Source organism: Pseudomonas sp. HR96, assembly GCF_034059295.1.
GTDB lineage: Bacteria > Pseudomonadota > Gammaproteobacteria > Pseudomonadales > Pseudomonadaceae > Aquipseudomonas.
Genome location: NZ_CP139141.1, coordinates 3,755,908 through 3,775,730, shown reverse-complemented (window position 1 = coordinate 3,775,730; position 19,823 = coordinate 3,755,908). Strand labels below are relative to the sequence as shown.

The window sequence follows — 19,823 nt, the reverse complement described above, 5'->3', positions numbered from 1 at the left end:
GTCAAACCTCAGCCAGCGACTGCGCCACGGGCACGGTCGCCCGGCCAATCAACTGGCTCAACTGCCGGCTGTCGTCGAACAGCGCGCCCTGGGCGGCCGCGGCATCGGAGTCTGCCAACAGCTCGGCCAATGGCGCGGGCAGGCCCACGCTGACCAGGATCTTCTCGAATTCGGCCTGCGGCAGGTTCTGGTAAACCACCGGCTTGCCAGCTTTGGCGGCGATCAGCGCGGCCAGTTCGGTGAGGGTGTAGCTGTCGTCGCCGGCCAGCTCATACACGGTGTTCGCATGGCCTTCAGCGCTCAGGACAATGGCAGCCGCTTGGGCATAGTCGCTGCGCGCCGCCGAGCTGATGCGCCCCTCCTGCGCGCTGCCGAGCAAGGCCCCGTGTTCCACCGCCGCCGGCACGCTGGCCAGGTAGTTTTCGGTGTACCAGCCGTTGCGCAGCAGCACATAAGGCACGCCTGAAGCGATCAGCGCCTGCTCGGTGTCGCGGTGTTCGGCGGCCAGGCCCAGCTTGGAGACGTCCGCGTGCAGCACGCTGGTGTAGGCCAGCAGGCTGACCCCGGCAGCCTTGGCGGCGTCGATCACCGCACGGTGCTGAGCGACGCGCTGGCCCAGCTCGTTGGAGGAAATCAACAGCAGCTTGTCGACACCTTCCAGCGCGGCAGTCAGCGTCTGCGGCTGGCTGTAGTCGGCCTGGCGCACGTCCACGCCGAGCTCGGCGAGGTCCTGAGCCTTGGCTGGGTCGCGGACCAGGGCGGTGATGTCGCTGGCAGGTACCCGCGACAGCAATGCGTGAATGACGAGACGGCCCAGTTGGCCGGTGGCTCCAGTGACAGCGATCATGATTATTTCCTTGCTTGAAATGGAAAGAGTCGTCACCCTAAACCCCAAGCTAACTAAATGTAAGTACGTACCAAAAGGTAAGTGCAATGAGTACTCCCGAAGCATTCCCCGTACCCTTTTCCGTGGCCGTGCGCCGAGGCGACCTGCTCAAGGCCGATTGCCCGTCACGCGAGGTGCTCAAGCACATGACCAGCCGCTGGGGCGTACTGGTGCTGGTCATCCTGCTCGGCGGCATGCACCGCTTCAGCGAACTGCGCCGCAAGATCGGCGGCGTCAGCGAAAAGATGCTCGCGCAAACCCTGCAGGGCCTGGAAGGCGACGGCCTGATCGAACGCAAGTCGCTGCCCGTGGTGCCGCCCCATGTCGAATACCGGCTGACGCCGCTGGGTGTGGAAGCGGCGGGTCATATGGAGGCCATGGTCGACTGGATCGAGGACAAGCTGCCGTTGATCATGGCGGGGCGGGAGAGTCGGGAGCGGCGGGAAGAAGGTGTAGGGCAGGATTGAGGCTGCGGCCTTGAGCTCCTCTTTTTGCCGGACCCTGCTCAGGCCGGGGCCCATTGCGGCCATGAGTCAAGACATAAGGGATTGGAATCGATGAAGTGGCTGTCCCTGGTTTTATTGCTGATGTTCATGAGTCAGGCATCGGCGGGCGAGTGCGGCAAAGTCTGGATCATTACTTTTGACGCCGAACTGTATTCGCCGGAATCTGAAGCCTCAATGAAGGCCAAGGCTTTTGAAGTCAGGTACATGAGCGCTGCTGACCTGCAGGCTATCTCCAGCGGCATGAGTGGCAGCGTTCACGGTTATGATCCTGAAAACACCAGGGTGCTGGTGGAGTTCGACGGGCAGCGCTATTTTATCGACAGATTCGGTATCATGCGTCGTGGCAAGGCATTCAAGGCTATTGACCGAAAAGCATTCGAGGCTGCTTTGACTCGGGTTTGCCAGTCTGCATGACAGACGATATCGTGCAGCAAGCTACGAAGCATGCAGGGCACCCGCGAGATGCAAACGAATCCGCCCTGGCTGATTGATCAAGGCGCGAAATGTACCCAAGGACCGGGGAGGCTTTGTGCGCAATATCACGATCGATCAAGCGGAAGATTATCTTCATGCCGTCGACAAGCAAATGGGTGAGTGGGGGCAGATCTGCGCAAAGAAAGATCAGCCACCGTTGTGCTCATTCGCATTCCGGCCGCCCAGCACTGCATCCGAACTGTTCTGCCTGGCTCAGCACCTTGTAGCCTGGCTGCCGCGCGGTGAATGGATAATGCTCAAAGGCGATCATTCAAATGCGCTGGAAGAGCGCGCGCAGGTCACTCTCAACAGGCTGCTCAGGCAAGAGGATGATGCAACAGAAATCCTCAGCCAGCCGTTCTTGTTCGAGTTTTCAGGATCTCCAGCGGTAGATCGTCAGACCGAGTGGGGCCTGGCTACGGTAGTCTATTTTTTTCTGCTTTTTGAAGGTCACGTGCATATCGTATCTTCCGCAATCGGTAGCCAAAAAATACTCAGCATTCAAGATGGCGTTGTCTGCTTGTGGACCGATATTGACAGCGCAGCGGCGTCTCGACAGTTCCTCGCAGACTTTGAGCGCAATCCGCTGGCTTATCCTCATGAACAGCAAAGCATCAAGTAGGCTGGAGGCGCTGTGAAGAATATCAGACTATGTTTTTTTGCTTTGTATGTGCGTAACGCGCATGACCAGGCTGTTGTCTTGGGTAGGGAGGTGGTTTGGATAAAATGGTCATGATAAGGAAATATCTAGCCCCCCATCCAGATGCCATTCGCTTGCTTCAAGCGCCGACTTCACGTCTGGAAGTGCTGGAGTTGACATCCAGCTTTAGCACAAGTATGTCGTACGTGTTGATGCTTGATGCTAAGCCGGTCCATATCCTGAGTGATTATCTGGACGTGCGATTCAAGTTTGAGGTTTTTGGTCTGGATTTTGTCGTCCCCACCTCAGAGCAAGAACGCGCAGCTCGGAACATTGCATCTTATGACAGCCCACTCGCGTTCAGCTTTCTGTTTCGGCACGAATGGGAGAGGCCGGCGGCGAGTGGCGAGGTGCCCGCGAATCGGGAACCCATCATACGCCGTCGCGGAAAAAAGGCCGACATTCCTCAAGACGCTGCGGCAGTGGGGGTCTCACTCGTCGGAGTTTCATGGAATCTTTTGAGTGATTCCCGGATCGGGGGATGGATCTGCTACTCGGACGACGACCCGTTCCAGCTGGAATACCATGATGGCGCTACAGGGCTTGAATCTTTAGACGTGGAATGTGACACGGTATCGGCTTGCCGCTGGGAGGAGTGGGGTTCGTCAGTTGGGCAGTGGATAGCGGCAGACGCAGGGCCAGGCATGTGAGATTCCAAACGCCCTATCGGCACGCATTGTGAAATCCGTATATAGTCAATTCAAGTCGGAAGCAAATGATCAATAAAAAATACTATATCGTGAGTGCTATATATGCGAAAGGAGAAAGCCTAAATCCGGAGGCGGTCTCTTCGGCATTGAAGTTGTCGCCCACCGAAACTCGAATAAAAGGCGCATTGAGGCGTCTTCCCAGTGGAGGGGGAATCGTGGCGCCCATAGGGCTGTGGGTGCTGAGAGAGGAATCCTACAGCGAGAGCCTGGACGGATTCATTGTTGAATGGATCAGTAGGTATTATTCAATTGGCGAAAGAAGGTCATCTCTTCAAGGCGTTGAAGATTTATTTCTTGACCTGTTCATATCGGTTGTGGGCGACCGTGATAGTGGCACGAACCTGGACTTCACTCTTCAGCCTGAGACCATTGATAAGATGGCTGAAATTGGCATGCCTATCAAATTCACTATCAATATTTCGAATGATGAGTAATACAGGTCATGACAATGACCTATTGGAGCAGCAGTAGGCGCAGTTGTAGGCTTGGGATAGGTGCAGTCGATGCTTGAAAATGGGGATCCTTACGAGAACGGTCCGCTGGATGCCTACATATCATGAAAACTATAGAAAAAGACGAAACTCAATAGACCGTGTCACTTAGAGTTAAGGGTGACAAATTCGACACCAAAAAATTAAGCTCCACGCTAGGTCTAACACCGAAATGGGAGCACGTGAAGGGCGTATTGCGCCTGGCGCCTGATGGACGAGAGTTAGGAGGAAAGTATGCTACAAACTACGTCTCGTACCTTTTATGTAAGAAAAACAAAGGGTTTTTATCTGAATGCTTAACTGATGCTTTAGCTGGATTTGAACTTTTTACCACGATTTTCCATAAATTAAAACGGGACGGAAACAAAGTAGAATTTTTTGTTGGCTAGTATGGCGATGGTAATATCGGCGATGTTCTCGACAGCTCATTACTCAGTAGACTTGGAGCGCTAGGGTTTGATTTAAGTTTAGATGTCTATGCTTATTGATGTTCGGCATATGAAGCATGCTTAGACAGCCTGCAACCAAGTCTTGATTTGGCAGTTCGGAGGTTATGCGTTTGTTGCGTAAGTCTGAGCATGCTGATCCTGTATTGCCGTTCTGCATCCAGAAGGTATAGGTGGCTTTGGGACATTCTATGGACATTAAACAGATACGAGAAAATTCGGTTGGCATCGCAGCGAATTTAGGGCTCCCTGCGGATGGCGCTTTGCCATTGCTAAGCGATTTTTCAATGTTGCGGTCAAACGAATAAATATTTAAGAAGCTGTTGTGCTTGCATGTTTCAGCTGCATGCGCATATGGATTTGATCGAAGCAAGGCAAAAATATGGATCGACTCCGAGCGGCTAGATGAATTTTTGACAGACTCCGAACGGCTCTTTATTGAAAGCTCAATCGGAGATTTACATGAATTCAGAATGCAAGTTGAAAGTATGTGGGCGTTAGCCTGGTTTTTGGGGCTAGTGCCTTATATAAATCTTGATAAAGTTTGTGATGTTGAATTTGCTAAGATTTTACCAAATTTAAAAAATTTGCAGGGGTCTTGGCATATCTTCACGCTTGTAAAGCGTCGTTCAATGTTTGAGTTGGCGCAAGCATGCGATGTGGCTTATTGTTTGCACTGGGCAATTAGGCAGGTTCAACAAACACATGGATCATTGCCGGGTACTCTGGATCCGTATGTGGTTACCAAGCGTCGCCATGCATTAGATTGGTTGGTCAGCACTGACGGATGGGATGGAATATCTCAGGATACGTAGAGCAATAGGGAGCATCGATCGAGGGCCAGCGGGCAGTACTGGTCCTGGCCGGACGGCATGCCGCTGGCCCAGGTCAATACCGACTTCGCCGCTGATGGGACGATCAGCGCGAGCAAGGTGCTGTACCTGCACGCGGATCACCTGAACATGCCACGTCTGGACATGCCACGTCTGGCGACCGACAGTGGGCAGACCTTGCAGTGGAGCTGGAACAGCGATGCGTACGGGGTAGGGGCACCGAACGAGGATGTGGACGGGGACGGGGACGAGGACGGGGATGGAGAATGGGCGTCCCTTGGCCTTGGCGCAGGGTGTATGGCATATGCGGGTATTGTAAAGATCGGCGCCGCTGCGGCTGCAGATGGCACAGGAGCCATGGCCTTCCGTAACGGGTTGAAGCGAGTTATGAGAGGTCCGCTTGCTGGGTCGGATTACCGAATCAAGAGCTACGAGGACTTGCTTTCAAAGTACGGTTCGGATGAGGCTATTCAACCGGCAGCAGTACGGACCCATCCGGCGGTGAGCGCGGCTGGTGCCGATATGGCCATTGGCGGCGCTGTTGGCGCGGGAACTTGTGGATGCCCCTGATATGAAAAGGATGCTCTATACCTTGGTTTGGCTTGCCATTTCGTTGCTGGCAGGTGCGGCAGGTCATTACCTCTTCAAGGTGAATTTCTGGGTTGCATCGCTAATCGCGGGGCTTGCATTGATTGCGAACGGGTTGATTGCTGATTGGGAAGATCGTCATCGTGATCGCGGTCCTTGAGTGAACGATACAAGGGCCGCCGACTGCAAGATATTCCGCCAAATCCGGTGCCGCCAAACCAATACATTTGATAGGTTGTTACCATGATTTCGCGTTTTTTGAGGGTCATAGTTATTGTCTTGGCCACCACCGTGTATGTGGTTCTTTCCATCGCGCTCTATTTAGGTTCGCGTGACGTCGAGGGGTTTGGCGGGATTAGTGATTTTCTCAGATATCAAGTATTGGTCGCCGGCTTCATGCCTTGGGTTACGTGGGTGCTCCTGGCAGTTTTTTGGCGGTCAAACAATAATTTGGTTGCCCTGTTTCTAGCCTTTATGGTGATTGTTTGGCATTATTGTTTTTTTGCTGTATCAGCCCACGCTGAAGCGGTATCTTATTGGATGGCCCAGTTTTTGGAGTTCGTGATCTTTATTACATTCTTTATTTCTCTCAGGAAAATGATTATCAAGCAACGATGACTTTAAAATTCCTACCTATCAGCCCATCTACATCACATGAAACGGAATCAAATACTATGAGGCACTACATCATTGGCCACGTTGAAAATGGGCATACCTACCTGAATATGCAGGTCGAGGGAGCAGCCCCTCATGAGATTTCCAACCGGCTGATTAATAAGTCAGTGGAGTGCTTGCATATTCACAAGAGGGACGACTTGTCCAGTTGTTGGAGAGTTCTAATAGAATTTGGGTCAGGCGAAATGCTTGAAGTCTCCGCGTCTGAAACGGAAGTCGTGGACTGGAACGAAATAGGTACTATCAACCTGGCCTTCCGGCCTGGTGGTGTGCCAGTTGACGCGGCCATTTATAAGCGGCTGGCAGTTGATCCGTTTGTTGTGAATGAAGTCGAATTGTTGACCTGTACCGAAGATCTTGTCTTTAGCGAATGTGGGATCTTGCTCAAAGGCCTTGCAGGTGAAATTTTCATTGTGGCGATCGGTGAGATGCCATTCCAGTTGTCGGTTTCACTGCATTCTTCAAATAATCTGTTTCTACCCCGATATCCCGTGGAGAGTTGTGCAGCATCCAAGCCTCCCGGGGCAAGCCTGATCAAACACGATCCGTGTACCACGCCATCACCGCTCACCGATTGATGGCGCTGACCGCCTGCCTAAGATGGGTGCATGCCTTTCTCCGCCAGCGAGCCCGCCCGTGACTGCCCCTAGAACGCTCTACGACAAGCACATCGATTCCCACCGAGTCTGCGACCTCGACGACCAGGGCCATGTGCTGCTGTACATCGACCGCCAGGTCATCAACGAGTACACCAGCCCGCAGGCTTTCAGTGGCTTGCGCGAGGCCGGCCGCAGTGTGTGGCGCCCGCGCACGGCGCTGGCGGTGGTCGATCACGTCAACCCCACCGCACCCGTGCGCGTCGCCGCCATGGCCGATGCCGGCGGGGCGCGCCAGGTCTCGTACCTGGCCGAGAACTGCGCGGACTTCGGCATCGAGCTGCTCGACGTGCTGAACAAGCGCCAGGGCATCGAGCACGTGATCGCCCCGGAGCAGGGCTTCGTCCTGCCGGGCATGGTCATCGCCGCCGGCGACAGCCATACCACCACCTATGGCGCCTTGGGCGCATTTGGCTTCGGCATCGGCACCTCGGAAATCGAGCACCTGCTGGCCACCCAGACCCTGGTGTACAAGCGCCTGAAAAGCATGCGCGTGACGGTCACCGGCGAACTCGCCAGCGGGCTCACGGCCAAGGACGTGATCATGGCGTTGATCCAACAGATCGGCGCATCGGGCGCTACCGGTTATGCCATCGAATTTTGCGGCAGCACCATCGACGCGCTCAGCGTCGAGGCGCGCATGACCATCTGCAACATGGCCGTGGAAGCTGGCGCGCGTGGCGCGTTCATGGCCCCCGACGACAAGGTGTTCAGTTATCTGGCGAACAAGCCGCGAGCGCCCAAAGGCGAGTTGTGGGAGCGCGCGGTCAGCCAGTGGCGCCAGCTGCGCAGCGACCCCGGCGCGCGCTATGACCGCGAGGCGTGGGTCGACGCCAGCCGCCTGCAACCCATGGTCACCTGGGGCACCAGCCCCGATCAGGCGGCGCCGATCAGCGCCAGCGTGCCCGACCCGCAGGCGGTCGACGACCTCATCCTGCGCCAGGACATGCAACGCGCGCTGCGTTACATGGGGCTTGAAGCCGGCATGCCGTTGAGCGATATCGTCATCAGCCACGCCTTCATCGGTTCGTGCACCAATGCGCGCATCGAGGACTTGCGCGACGCCGCCCAGGTCGCACGCGGCCAGCGCGTTGCCAGGCATGTACGGGCGATCATCGTGCCCGGTTCCACCGAAGTGCGCGAACAGGCGCAGGCCGAGGGCCTGGCGCAGATCTTCATCGACGCCGGGTTCGAATGGCGTCAGTCCGGCTGCTCGATGTGCCTGGCGATGAACGACGACGTGCTGGCCCCCGGCGACCGCTGCGCCTCCAGCACCAACCGCAACTTCGAAGGCCGCCAGGGCGCCGGTGCGCGCACCCACCTGATGAGCCCGGCGATGGTCGCCGCCGCCGCGATCAGCGGCCACCTCACCGACATTCGCCACTTTGCCCGCGCCACCGAAATCGCCCCAGGAGACCCATCATGAGCCTGCAACCGTTTACCCGGGTCAGCGGCAAGGCCGCGCCGATGCTCGCTGCCAACGTCGACACCGACGTGATCATGCCCAAGCAGTTTCTCAAGGGCATCGACCGCGCCGGCCTCGATCGCGGGCTGTTCTTCGACCTGCGCTTTCTGGCCGACGGCCAGCCCAACCCGGACTTCGTGCTCAACCAGCCGGCCTGGCAGGGTGCGAGCTTCCTGGTGACGGGCCCCAACTTCGGCTGCGGCTCGAGCCGCGAGCACGCCGTGTGGGGCCTGCAGCAGATGGGCATTCGCGCGCTGATCGGCAGCAGCTTCGCCGGTATCTTCTACGACAACTGCCAGCGCAACGGCGTGCTCGTCATCAACCTGGACGAGGCCGTGCTGCAGCGTCTGGGGGCGACGGTCAGCCAGCCTGAGGGCGCGCAGATCGACATTGACCTAGAGGCGCAGCAGATTCACCTGGCCGATGGCGAGGTGATCGAGTTCAGCATCGATGCCCTGCGCAAGACCTCGTTGCTGCTGGGCCTGGATGCGATCGGCAACACCCTGCAGCGCCGCGCGCAGATCCAGGCCTTCGAGCAGCGGCACCTGGCCGAGAACCCCTGGCTGGCCTGACCGGCCTTGCAATCACAGGCCCCTACAGCGACAAGCCCTTGAAATGCTGCTCCAGAAACTCCACGCAGGCGCGCAGCTTGCCGGAATACGCCAGCCGCGTCGGGTACACCGCCCAGACGTTGGCCGGCTGGCTGTAGCCCGGCAATACCTGCACCAGGCGACCCTGCTCCAGTAACGGCTTGACGTCCCACATCGAGCGCAGCAACACGCCGCGACCATCCAATGCCCATTGCAGCACGATCTCGCCGTTGTTCGACGACAGCGGGCCGCGCACCCGCACGCTCTCGGCACTGGCGCCGTGTTGCAGATCCCACACCCCGAAGGCGTTGTCGCGCTCCTTGATCACCAGGCAGTCATGCGCCTCCAGCTCGGCCAGATGGGTCGGCGTGCCACGGCGTTGCAGGTAGTCGGGGGCGGCGCAGAGCACGCGGCGGTTGCTCACCAAGTGCCGGCCGATGTGCTGGCCGGGAATGTCGTCGCCGACGCGAATCTCCAGGTCGAAGCCTTCGTTGACGATGTCCACTTCGCGGTCGAACAGGTCCAGGCGGATTTCCAGGGCCGGGTAGGCCTGGGCCAACTGCGAGATCGCCGGCGCCACGTGGTTGCGGCCGAAGCCGAAGCTGCTGCACAAGTGCAGGTGGCCGCTGGGCGTGGCGTGGGCGTCGGCCAGTTCGCTGTGCAGTTGCAGGAAGTCGTCGAGGATGCGCAGCGCCCAACGCTGCACGCGCTCGCCGTCGTCGGTGAGGGCGATGCGCCGGCTGGTGCGGTGCAGCAGCCGGGTGCCGAGGGTGCTTTCGAGAATCTGGATGCGCTTGCTGACGTAGGCCGGCGACAGCCCCAGTTCATCGGCCGCCGCGGCGAAGCCGCTCTTGCGGATCACCATGAGGAAGACCCGCAGGTCTTCCGGAAGGGGGATGGCATCTTTGTGCTGGGTCATGGCGCCCAGCATAGCATTGGTGCATTCATCGCGATCAACGGGAGAGGGGCCAGAGCCCCCGCCAGGCCGGTTTGATTCACTCAACCCGAACCTTCTCGCTCACCACCGGCCGCCGGCGACCTTTCAAGGCGATCGGCGCCATCTTCTCGCGGTCCAGTTCGCCTTCCCAGGCCGCCACCACCAGGGCTGCCACGGCGTTGCCGATGATGTTGGTCAACGAACGGCATTCAGCCATGAAACGGTCCACGCCGAGAATCAGCACCATTGCCGCCACCGGCACCGTCGGCACCACCGCCAGGCTTGCGGCCAGCGCAACGAAGCCGGCGCCGACCACCGCGCCGGCGCCCTTGGAGGTGAGCATGGCCACCAGCAGCAGGGTCAATTGCTGCTCCAGCGACAGATCGATCCCGGTGGCCTGCGCCATGAACAGCACGGCCAGGGTCATGTAGATGTTGGTGCCGTCGAGGTTGAAGGTGTAGCCGGTGGGCACCACGATGCCGACCACGCCCTTGGACGCGCCAAGGCGCTCGAGCTTCTGGATCAGCTGCGGCAAGGCCGACTCCGAAGAGCTGGTGCCGAGCACGATCAGCAGCTCCGCCTTGATATAGGCCAGCAGCTTGAAGATGCTGAAGCCGACGTAGCGGGCGATGCTGCCCAAAATGCAGGCGACGAAGATGAAGGCGGTCAGGTAGAACGTGCCGACCAGCTTGAGCAACGGCAGCAGCGAGCCCACCCCGTATTTGCCGATGGTGAAGGCGATGGCGCCGAGGGCGCCGATCGGTGCCACGCGGCTGATCATGGCAACGATGCGAAAGAACACTTCGCTGGCCTGGTGGATCATGCTCGCCAGCGGCCGCCCCTTGTCACCGATCATCACCAGGCCCAGGCCGAACAGCACCGAGACGAACAGGACCGGCAGGATCTCGCCCTTGGCGAATGCATCGAAGAAGGTCGTCGGAATAATGTTCAGCACAAAGCCGGTGATGCCTTCGCTGTGCTGCGCAGCGCCGACGTAGCCGGCGATGGCTGCGGAGTCGAGGGTCTTCACGTCGACGTTGAAGCCACTGCCGGGGTGCAGCACATGGGCCGCGAGCAGGCCGACCAGCAGGGCGATGCTCGACACCACTTCGAAGTACAACAACGCCTTGCCGCCCACCCGGCCGACCTGCCGCACGTCGTGCATGCTGGTGATGCCCGAGACCACGGTACAGAAGATGATCGGGCCGATGATCATCTTGATCAGCTTGATGAAGCCGTCGCCCAGCGGTTTCAGGCCGACGCCGGTGTCGGGCCACAGATGGCCGATGAGCACACCGCAGGCGATGGCGATGACCACCTGGACGTAGAGGGTTCCCAGCAGTTTTCGGATTGTCATTGTTATTATCTCGAGGTTGGGTTCAGGCGGGGCGAACGGGTGCAGCCTGTGGCGTCAGCGCAGGAAAGCCAGCACCTCGCCGAGTAGTTGCTCGGGCGCCTCTTCGGCGACGTAGTGGCCGCAGGGCAGGGCCTTGCCGCGTACGTCCAAGGCCACCTGCTGCCATTCGTGCAGCGGCTCGAAGCAGCGGCCGACGGTGCCGTCCTGGCCCCACAGCACCAGCAGCGGCACCTGCAAGTGGTGCCCGGCGGCGAGGTCGGCGCGGTCGTGGTCCAGGTCGATGGCGGCGCTGGCGCGGTAGTCCTCGCAGATGCTGCGGGCCGTGCCGGGCAGCTTCAGGCAGCGCAGGTATTCGCCGAGCGCTTCGTCGGTGAAAGGCTTGAGCCCGGCGCTGCGGCTGCCCATGACGCTGCGCAGGTAGAGCTCGGGGTCGGCCTCGATCAAGCTTTCCGGCAACGGCGCCGGGCGGATCAGGAAGAACCAGTGCCAGTAGGCGCGGGCGAAGGCTTCATTGGTTTGCCTGTACATGGCGAGCGTTGGCGCGATGTCCAGCAGGATCAGGCGCAGCACTGCCTGTGGATGGTCCAGCGCCAGCCGGTGGGCGACCCGCGCGCCGCGGTCGTGGGCCAGCAGGTTGAAGCGCTCGAAGCCCAGCGCCTGCATCAGCTCGACGCCGTCGCCGGCCATTTCGCGCTTGCAGTAGTGGCTGGAATCGTCGCTGGCCGGCGGCTTGCCGCTGTCACCGTAGCCGCGCAGATCGGCAGCGACCACGGTGAAATGCTCGGCCAGTTGTTCGGCGACCTTGTGCCAGATCACATGGGTTTGCGGGTGACCGTGCAGCAACAGCAGGCCCGGCCCGCTGCCACCGATGCGGTAGCTGATGTCGACGCCGTTGACGTGACGCTGCTGTTTGACGAAACCGGCGAACATGGGCATGACTCCTTGTAATGGTGCTCGCATCCTGCAAGGGCAGGGCGTCGCCAGCAATGTGCGCAGCGTGGTCGAACGGTTCATGAAATGTGTACCTCGAGCGGGCTCGTGCAGCGCCGCTGAACTAGAATGGCGGCACCGCCCCCCACAGCGACCAGCCTTCAGGACTCACTGCCATGACCGATGTCCATCACGCCGCCCAGCAGGGTTTCTCCACCCAGGCCGACACCTACGCGCAAGGTCGCCCGGACTACCCGCCCGCGCTCAAGGATTGGCTGCGCGACGCGCTGCTGCCCGGCAGCGGCGCTGCGGTGATCGACCTGGGTGCCGGCACCGGCAAATTCACCCGCCTGCTCGATGCCATCGGCGCCGAGGTGATTGCCGTGGAGCCGGTGGCCAAGATGGGCGAGCAACTGCTCGCGCAGCTGCCGCACATCAAGCTGCTGTCCGGCACCGCTCAGGCCATTCCAGTCGACAGCGGCACCGCCCAGGCGCTGGTCTGCGCCCAGGCCTTCCACTGGTTCGCCACCGAGGCGGCGCTGGCGGAGATTCACCGGGTGCTGCAACCGGGAGGGCGTCTGGGGCTGGTGTGGAACGTGCGAGACGAGGCCCAGGACTGGGTCGCCCGGCTGACCGACATCGTTACGCCGTATGAGGGTGACACCCCGCGCTTTCATACCGGCCAGTGGCGCCAGGCGTTCAATGGTCGCTATTTCAGCGAGCCGCAACTGAGCCAGTTCCAGTACCGGCATGTCGGCAGCCCGCAGACGGTGATCATCGACCGCTTCATGTCGGTGAGCTTTATCGCGTCGTTGCCGGAGGCAGAAAAGGCCAAGGTCACGGCCCAGTTGCATGACTTGATCGACACCCACCCGGCGCTGCGCGGCAAGGCGACCATCGAAATGCCGTATTTCACTCAGGCCTATGTGTGCCAGCGAGTGGATTGGCCGGGCATAGGCCGCGATACCGTTAGATGATCCATCCCGGCCATCGAGGTGATGCGCTCGCCAGCTGCGCCGGCTCCTACAGCGGTCAGGGATGCACCACAGCTGGCGTAGGAGCCGGCGAAGCTGGCGAGCGGGGCACCACCGCACGCCAGGCTTGATTGGCCATGGGGCGCGATACCGATAGATCATCCACCCGGCCATCGAGGTGATGCGCTCGCCAGCTGCGCCGGCTCCTACTGTGGCCCGGGATGCACCACAGGTGGCGTAGGAGCCGGCGAAGCTGGCGAGCGGGGCAACCCTGAACGGCAGGCTTGATTGGCCATGGGGCGCGATACCGTTAGATGATCCATCCCGGTCATCGAAGTGATGCGCTCGCCAGCTGCGCCGGCTCCTACATCGGCCCGGGATGCACCACAGATGGCGTTGGAGCCGGCGAAGCTGGCGAGCGGGGCAGCACCGGACGGCAGGCTTGATTGGCCATGGGGCGCGATACCGATAGATCATCCACCCGGCCATCGAGGTGATGCGCTCACCAGCTGCGCCGGCTCCTACAGCGGCTCGGGATGCACCACAGGTGGCGTAGGAGCCGGCGAAGCTGGCGAGTGAAGCACCACCGCACGCCAGGCTTGATTGGCCCTGGGGCGCGATACCGATAGATCATCCACCCGGCCATCGAGGTGATGCGCTCGCCAGCTGCGCCGGCTCCTACAGCGGCTCGGGATGCACCACAGGTGGCGTAGGAGCCGGCGAAGCTGGCGAGTGAAGCACCACCGCACGCCAGGCTTGATTGGCCCTGGGGCGCGATACCGATAGATCATCCACCCGGCCATCGAGGTGATGCGCTCGCCAGCTGCGCCGGCTCCTACATCGGCCCGGGATGCACCACAGATGGCGTAGGAGCCGGCGAAGCTGGCGAGCGGGGCAGCACCGGACGGCAGGCTTGATTGGCCCTGGGGCGCGATACCGATAGATCATCCACCCGGCCATCGAGGTGATGCGCTCGCCAGCTGCGCCGGCTCCTACTGTGGCCCGGGATGCACCACAGGTGGCGTAGGAGCCGGCGAAGCTGGCGAGCGGGGCAACCCTGAACGGCAGGCTTGATTGGCCATGGGGCGCGATACCGTTAGATGATCCATCCCGGTCATCGAAGTGATGCGCTCGCCAGCTGCGCCGGCTCCTACATCGGCCCGGGATGCACCACAGATGGCGTTGGAGCCGGCGAAGCTGGCGAGCGGGGCAGCACCGGACGGCAGGCTTGATTGGCCATGGGGCGCGATACCGTTAGATCATCCACCCGGTCATCGAGGTGATGCGCTCGCCAGCTGCGCCGGCTCCTACATCGGCCCGGGATGCACCACAGGTGGCGTAGGAGCCGGCGAAGCCCGGCTTACTGCCCATCCTCGGCGTGCAGCGCGGCCTGTTCGATCAGTGCGGCGACCTCCTTGGGGTGCGACTCGTAGACCGAGTGGCTGGCGCCATCCACTTCGATGGTATGGCTGTGGGCACGCTGGGCATACAGGCGTTCCAGGTCCGGGTTGATGATGCGGTCGGCCTTGGCCACGGCGTACCAGCTGGGCTTGGTCTTCCAGGCCGGAGCGCCGGCCGGGGTGGTGAACACGCTGCTGTTGGTCAGCGCCTGGCTCTGCGCCTCGAAGGCGGCCTGGGCCTTGGGCAGGTCGGCGGCGAAGTCGGCCGGGTAGGCGGCCGGGTCGAGGTAGAGGAAACCGTCGGCGGTCTTTTTCACCGCCTTGGTGGCGTTGGGGTAAAGCTTGCCGTTGCCCGCTTCGGTTTCGCCCTGGTCCAGGGCGTGGGCGGCGATGTACACCAGGCCCTTTACCTGCGGCGCGTTGCCGACGTCGGTGATGATCGCGCCGCCGTAGCTGTGGCCGACCAGAATGGTCGGGCCGTCCTGGGCATCGACGATACGCTTGACGGCGGTGACGTCGTCGGCGAACGAGGTCAGGGGGTGCTCGGCCACCGAGACGTGGTAGCCGTCTTTGCTGAGGATGTCGTACACCGGCTTCCAGCCGGCGCCGGTGACGAAGGCGCCGTGGACCAGCACGATGTTTTTTACGGGGGCGGCCTGGGCGGCCTGGGCCACGCCGCAGGCGAGGGCGGCGCTGGCAAGGAGGGTGAATGCAGCCTTGTGCAGAATGTTCATGGTGGGGCCTCTATCGGTGGGGTCAGTGCAATCGGTGTGTGGCGTTGAGGCTATTGAGCGCTTGTGAGGTATCTGCACTGTGTCCGCAGGCGGGCCTATTGAAATGTTCTGTGTCGCCCGCCGGGCTGGATACACTGCGATACAAAGCCGTCACTGGCGGCGCCGGTCGGCCGTTAGAATCGGACCCGATCACTGCCCCCTGGAGCGCGAATGGACCACGTTGACCATATCCTGATCGTCGACGACGACCGCGAGATCCGCGAGCTGATCGGCGGCTACCTGAAGAAGAACGGCCTGCGCGCCTCGGTGGTCGCCGACGGCAGGCAGATGCGCCGATTTCTCGAGGCCAACCCGGTCGACCTGATCGTGCTCGACATCATGCTCCCTGGCGACGATGGCCTGCAGCTGTGCCGCGAGCTGCGCGCCGGCAAGCACAGGGCCACGCCGGTATTGATGCTGACCGCTCGCGACGACCAGACCGACCGCATCGTCGGCCTGGAAATGGGCGCCGACGATTACCTGACCAAGCCGTTCTCCGCCCGCGAGCTGCTGGCGCGGATCAACGCCGTGTTGCGCCGCACGCGCATGCTGCCGCCCAACCTGGCGACCCCGCCGAGCGGCGCCCTGCTGGCCTTCGGGCCCTGGCGGCTGGACACCGTGGCGCGCCATCTGCTGGACGCCGCCGGCACCCTGGTGGCCCTGAGCGGCGCGGAATACCGGCTGCTCAAGGTGTTTCTCGACCACCCGCAGCACGTGCTCAGCCGCGACCAGCTGCTCAACCTGACCCAGGGCCGCGACGCCGAGCTGTTCGACCGCTCCATCGACCTGCTGGTCAGCCGCCTGCGCCAGCGCCTGCTCGACGACGCCCGCGAGCCCGCCTTCATCAAGACCGTGCGCAGCGAGGGCTATGTCTTCGCCATGGCCGTGCGCGCCGAAGCGGGCGGCGCATGAAGCGCTGGCCGGGGACCCTGAGTGGGCAGCTGTCGCTGATCTTTCTACTGGGCCTGCTGCTGGCCTACGCCCTGTCGTTCGCCGCGCAGTTCTACGAGCGCTACCAGAGCTCGTCGAGCATGATCAACAGCATCATCGAGCGCGAGGTGGGCGTCAGCGTGGCGGTGCTCGATCGCCTGCCGGCCGCCGAGCGGGGCGCCTGGCTCGAGCGCCTGCAGGGTCGCAGCTACCGTTTGCAGCTGGGCGAGGGCAGCCCGGGCCAAGCGCTCGACCCGGCCGGCATCCCGGCTGCGGCCGCCATCGCCCAGGCACTCGGCACCCGCTACCCGTTGAGCTTCAGCCGCGTGCCGGGGCCGGTGTTGCACTTCGAGGTGCATTTGCGCCTGACCGACGGCGCGCCGGTCACCCTTGATGTGCAGCCCCTGGACCTGCCGCTGGCGCTGTGGCTGCCCACGGCGCTGGCGGTGCAACTGCTGCTGCTGTTACTGTGCACCGGCCTGGCCGTGCGCCTGGCCATCCGCCCCTTGGCCCGTCTGGCCAGGGCCGCCGAGCAGCTGGACCCCAACCAGCCCGGCGCACCCTTGGCCGAACAGGGCCCGCGGGAAGTGGCCCACGCGGCGGCGGCCTTCAACGCCATGCAGCGGCGCATCGCCGAGTCGCTCAAAGAGCGCATGCACATGCTCGGCGCCATCGCCCACGACCTGCAGACGCCCATCACGCGGATGAAACTGCGCGCCGAATTCATGGAGCCATCTCCCGAGAAGGACAAACTCTGGCACGACCTGGGCGAGATCGAGCAGCTGGTTCGCGAAGGCCTGGCCTACGCCCGCGGCAGCCACGAGGCCAGCGAGCCGGCGCGGCGCATTCACCTGGACGCCTTCGTGCAGAGCCTGGTGTTCGACTACCAGGACCTCGACAAGCCGGTAAGCCTGCAAGGCACCAGCGCCGTGGTGCTGGACACTCGCCCCCACGCGCTGCGGCGCATCCTCGTCAACCTGCTGGACAATGCCCTGAAGTTCGCCGGCGCCGCCGAGCTGCACGTGCGCGCCGATGCCCGGGGCGTGGTGATCGAGATCCTCGACCGCGGCCCGGGCATCGCCGCCGAGCACCTGGGCGAGGTGCTCAAACCGTTCTACCGCCTGGAAAACTCGCGCAACCGCGAGAGCGGCGGCAGCGGCCTGGGCCTGGCGATCGCCCAGCAGCTGGCGCAGGCGCTGGGCGCGCAACTGCTGCTGGCGCCCCGGGAGGGCGGGGGCCTGGCTGTGCAATTGCGCTTCAGCTCATTTCAGAACGCTTAAAGACCGCCGGGCCGGCTTAAGGGGTACCGTTGACCGTACCTCTGAATCATTCATCCCACCACCGAATGGGGAAGCCTTGTGTCCGAACAAACCCAGGCAACATCGAGCTCGCGTCGCCAAGTACTCAAGGCCAGTGCCGCCGCACTGGCGGCCGGTTCCCTTTCAGCTATGGTGATGGGCGCAGGTTCCGCCCAGGCCGCTGCCACCTCCAACGCCGCTTCCACCTCGCACAAAGGGAAAGACGCCATGACCACCTTCACCACCGCTGACGGCACCGAAATCTTCTACAAGGATTGGGGCAGCGGGCAACCGATCGTGTTCCACCACGGCTGGCCGCTGAGCAGCGACGACTGGGACGCACAGATGCTGTTCTTCCTCTCCAAGGGCTACCGCGTCATCGCCCACGACCGCCGTGGCCATGGTCGCTCGACCCAGACCGCCCATGGCAACGACATGGACACCTACGCCGCCGACGTCGCCGCGCTGGTGGCTCACCTCAAACTGACCAATGCCGTGCACATCGGCCACTCCACCGGGGGCGGCGAAGTGGCGCGCTATGTCGCCCGCCACGGCGCCGGCCATGTGGCCAAGGCGGTGCTGATCGGCGCAGTACCGCCGCTCATGCTCAAGACCGCTGCCAACCCGGGCGGCCTGCCGATCGAGGTGTTCGACGGCTTTCGCACGTCCCTGGCGGCCAACCGCGCGCAGTTCTACAAGGAAGTGCCGATTCCGTTCTACGGCTTCAACCGCGAAGGCGTGAAGGTGCTCGACGGGGTCACCGAAAACTGGTGGCGCCAGGGCATGGCCGGCGGCATCAAGGCGCACTACGACTGCATCAAGGCCTTCTCCGAGACCGACTTCACCGAAGACCTGAAGGCTATCGACGTGCCGGTGCTGATCCTGCACGGCGACGACGACCAGATCGTGCCCATCGCCGACTCGGCCGAACTGTCGATCAAGCTGGTCAAGCACGGCACCCTGAAAGTGTACAAAGGCTACCCCCATGGCATGTGCACCACCCATGCCGATGTGATCAATGCCGATCTGCTGGCGTTCATCCAGGGCTGACAGCGCTGCGGCTCACCCCGCGCGGGCGGCTAGTGGTGGCCGTGATTGCATTCCAGGTCAGGCCCTGGATCTGATCGAAGATCACACCGGCCTGCGGCCTCTCGGGTCCATGCCCCTCCCACGTCGAAGGCGCAGCACCCCACGACGTGGGAGCGGGCGGCCGATGGCCTAGCCGTGCTGCCCGCGCAGCACCAGCCAGATCCCCCCGGCGCTCACCGCCGTACCCGCCAGCATCGCCCACGACAACGGCTCGCCGAACATGCACCAGCCCCACAGCAAGGTCACCCCGGGGCTCAGAAACAGCACACTGGCCACCCGCGTATGCCCCGCGCGCGCCAGGCACACCCAGTACAGGCCGTAGCCGCCCAAGGTCGAAAGCGCGGCGGTCCACAGCACACTCAGGGCAAAACCTGCCGTGGGCAATGGCGACAGGCCTCCTTGCCCGCCCTGCACACTTTGCACCACGGCAAAGGCCAGCGCCGACACCCCACACTGCAACCACAGATTGACCGCCGGCCCCAGCGCTGCACCTTCACCCAGGCGCTGCTGCCAAAGGGTGGCGAACGCCAGCGACAGCATGCCCAGCAACGGCAGGCCATAGGCCCACAGCGGCGCATGCCCCAAGGCCAGGGCGCCGTGGGTCACCAGCAGCACGCCGCAGCTGCCGATGGCCAGCCCCGCCCAGGCCTGCCCCGGCAAACGCTGGCCCAGCAGCACCACGCTGAGCAGCGCCACCCCCACCGGCAGCAGATCGGCCACCAGCGCCGCGAGGCCGGCCGGCACGCCCAGGGCGATACCCCCGACCACCCCGCACAGGTAGCCGGCCATGGCCAGCAGGCCGATGCCGGCGTTGTGCAGCAACGCCTTGGGCGAAGCCCGCCGCAGCCCCGCCCAGGCCAGCGGGGTGAGCAGCAGGGTCACCAGCACGCAGCGCCAGAACACCGCCAGAAACGCCGGGGCATAGTCCAGGGAAAAGCGCGCGCCGACGAAGCCCGAGCTCCAGGTCAGCACCAGGCCCGCCTCCAGCAGCGGCAAGGGCACGGCGCGGTGCCAGGGGCGGCGCTGGCGGCGGGGCGGGGATTGGCTGGCGTTGGTCAGGTCAGGGCTGATAGTCATGGCCTTAGCCTAGGCCTCTGAGCTAGTCTGATAAATCA

At 62.3% G+C, this 19,823-nt stretch carries 22 protein-coding genes; 16 read left to right on the top strand and 6 right to left on the bottom strand.

The genetic code is table 11. The annotated features are described in order from the left end of the window. Position 1 precedes the first annotated feature (1 nt). The gene (locus tag SFA35_RS16835; RefSeq protein WP_320571675.1) at positions 2-847 is read right to left on the bottom strand and encodes an SDR family oxidoreductase; all 846 of its coding nucleotides are present in this window, start codon (positions 845-847) and stop codon (positions 2-4) included. 86 nt (positions 848-933) lie between these two features. Between SFA35_RS16835 and SFA35_RS16830 the strand changes: the two genes are divergently transcribed. From SFA35_RS16830 to leuD, 12 genes are all read left to right on the top strand, one after another. Then, positions 934-1,353, top strand: coding sequence for a helix-turn-helix domain-containing protein (locus SFA35_RS16830; RefSeq protein WP_320571674.1), 420 nt, complete (start codon positions 934-936; stop codon positions 1,351-1,353). 90 nt (positions 1,354-1,443) lie between these two features. After that, complete coding sequence (locus SFA35_RS16825; RefSeq protein ID WP_320571673.1) at positions 1,444-1,806, top strand: hypothetical protein; 363 nt, start codon at positions 1,444-1,446, stop codon at positions 1,804-1,806. Between the two features lie 115 nt (positions 1,807-1,921). After that, entirely contained in the window at positions 1,922-2,488 is a 567-nt protein-coding gene (locus SFA35_RS16820; protein WP_320571672.1) for a hypothetical protein, read from the top strand. A 95-nt stretch (positions 2,489-2,583) separates the two neighbouring features. Then, on the top strand, positions 2,584-3,216 hold the full coding sequence (locus SFA35_RS16815) for a hypothetical protein (protein WP_320571671.1): 633 nt from the start codon (positions 2,584-2,586) through the stop codon (positions 3,214-3,216). A 65-nt stretch (positions 3,217-3,281) separates the two neighbouring features. Beyond that, the gene (locus SFA35_RS16810) at positions 3,282-3,710 is read left to right on the top strand and encodes a DUF4279 domain-containing protein (protein ID WP_320571670.1); all 429 of its coding nucleotides are present in this window, start codon (positions 3,282-3,284) and stop codon (positions 3,708-3,710) included. A gap of 826 nt (positions 3,711-4,536) precedes the next feature. Beyond that, positions 4,537-5,028, top strand: coding sequence for a DUF4272 domain-containing protein (locus SFA35_RS16805; protein WP_320571669.1), 492 nt, complete (start codon positions 4,537-4,539; stop codon positions 5,026-5,028). Between the two features lie 57 nt (positions 5,029-5,085). Beyond that, positions 5,086-5,616, top strand: coding sequence for a hypothetical protein (locus SFA35_RS16800; RefSeq protein ID WP_320571668.1), 531 nt, complete (start codon positions 5,086-5,088; stop codon positions 5,614-5,616). A 1-nt stretch (position 5,617) separates the two neighbouring features. Next, on the top strand, positions 5,618-5,794 hold the full coding sequence (locus tag SFA35_RS16795; RefSeq protein WP_320571667.1) for a hypothetical protein: 177 nt from the start codon (positions 5,618-5,620) through the stop codon (positions 5,792-5,794). 83 nt (positions 5,795-5,877) lie between these two features. Then, positions 5,878-6,252 (top strand): hypothetical protein, encoded by a 375-nt coding sequence (locus SFA35_RS16790; RefSeq protein WP_320571666.1) that lies wholly within the window; start codon positions 5,878-5,880, stop codon positions 6,250-6,252. 56 nt (positions 6,253-6,308) lie between these two features. Then, positions 6,309-6,887 (top strand): hypothetical protein, encoded by a 579-nt coding sequence (locus tag SFA35_RS16785; RefSeq protein ID WP_320571665.1) that lies wholly within the window; start codon positions 6,309-6,311, stop codon positions 6,885-6,887. Positions 6,888-6,945: 58 nt separating this feature from the next. Further along, positions 6,946-8,391, top strand: coding sequence for a 3-isopropylmalate dehydratase large subunit (gene leuC, locus SFA35_RS16780; RefSeq protein ID WP_320571664.1), 1,446 nt, complete (start codon positions 6,946-6,948; stop codon positions 8,389-8,391). Then, on the top strand, positions 8,388-9,002 hold the full coding sequence (gene leuD, locus SFA35_RS16775; protein ID WP_320571663.1) for a 3-isopropylmalate dehydratase small subunit: 615 nt from the start codon (positions 8,388-8,390) through the stop codon (positions 9,000-9,002). The genes leuC and leuD overlap by 4 nt, the downstream gene beginning before the upstream one ends. A gap of 22 nt (positions 9,003-9,024) precedes the next feature. Here leuD and SFA35_RS16770 read toward each other — a convergent pair whose 3' ends face one another. From SFA35_RS16770 to SFA35_RS16760, 3 genes are all read right to left on the bottom strand, one after another. Further along, positions 9,025-9,939 carry a LysR substrate-binding domain-containing protein gene (locus SFA35_RS16770; protein ID WP_320571662.1) on the bottom strand — a complete coding sequence of 305 codons (915 nt, stop codon included), beginning with the start codon at positions 9,937-9,939 and terminating at the stop codon, positions 9,025-9,027. Positions 9,940-10,015: 76 nt separating this feature from the next. Continuing rightward, positions 10,016-11,314 carry a dicarboxylate/amino acid:cation symporter gene (locus SFA35_RS16765; RefSeq protein ID WP_320571661.1) on the bottom strand — a complete coding sequence of 433 codons (1,299 nt, stop codon included), beginning with the start codon at positions 11,312-11,314 and terminating at the stop codon, positions 10,016-10,018. A 54-nt stretch (positions 11,315-11,368) separates the two neighbouring features. After that, the gene (locus SFA35_RS16760; protein WP_320571660.1) at positions 11,369-12,244 is read right to left on the bottom strand and encodes an alpha/beta hydrolase; all 876 of its coding nucleotides are present in this window, start codon (positions 12,242-12,244) and stop codon (positions 11,369-11,371) included. 176 nt (positions 12,245-12,420) lie between these two features. Here SFA35_RS16760 and SFA35_RS16755 point away from each other — a divergent pair, with 176 nt between their 5' ends. Then, the gene (locus SFA35_RS16755) at positions 12,421-13,221 is read left to right on the top strand and encodes a class I SAM-dependent methyltransferase (RefSeq protein ID WP_320571659.1); all 801 of its coding nucleotides are present in this window, start codon (positions 12,421-12,423) and stop codon (positions 13,219-13,221) included. 1,357 nt (positions 13,222-14,578) lie between these two features. Here the strand turns inward: SFA35_RS16755 and SFA35_RS16750 are convergent. Beyond that, positions 14,579-15,352 (bottom strand): alpha/beta hydrolase, encoded by a 774-nt coding sequence (locus tag SFA35_RS16750; protein ID WP_320571658.1) that lies wholly within the window; start codon positions 15,350-15,352, stop codon positions 14,579-14,581. Positions 15,353-15,562: 210 nt separating this feature from the next. Between SFA35_RS16750 and SFA35_RS16745 the strand changes: the two genes are divergently transcribed. From SFA35_RS16745 to SFA35_RS16735, 3 genes are all read left to right on the top strand, one after another. Continuing rightward, complete coding sequence (locus tag SFA35_RS16745) at positions 15,563-16,303, top strand: response regulator (RefSeq protein WP_320571657.1); 741 nt, start codon at positions 15,563-15,565, stop codon at positions 16,301-16,303. Continuing rightward, positions 16,300-17,601 carry a HAMP domain-containing sensor histidine kinase gene (locus tag SFA35_RS16740; RefSeq protein WP_320571656.1) on the top strand — a complete coding sequence of 434 codons (1,302 nt, stop codon included), beginning with the start codon at positions 16,300-16,302 and terminating at the stop codon, positions 17,599-17,601. The genes SFA35_RS16745 and SFA35_RS16740 overlap by 4 nt, the downstream gene beginning before the upstream one ends. Before the next feature lie 246 nt (positions 17,602-17,847). Further along, positions 17,848-18,669 carry an alpha/beta hydrolase gene (locus tag SFA35_RS16735; RefSeq protein WP_320579074.1) on the top strand — a complete coding sequence of 274 codons (822 nt, stop codon included), beginning with the start codon at positions 17,848-17,850 and terminating at the stop codon, positions 18,667-18,669. Between the two features lie 168 nt (positions 18,670-18,837). Here SFA35_RS16735 and SFA35_RS16730 read toward each other — a convergent pair whose 3' ends face one another. Next, positions 18,838-19,785 (bottom strand): DMT family transporter, encoded by a 948-nt coding sequence (locus SFA35_RS16730; protein WP_320571655.1) that lies wholly within the window; start codon positions 19,783-19,785, stop codon positions 18,838-18,840. Positions 19,786-19,823: the final 38 nt, after the last annotated feature.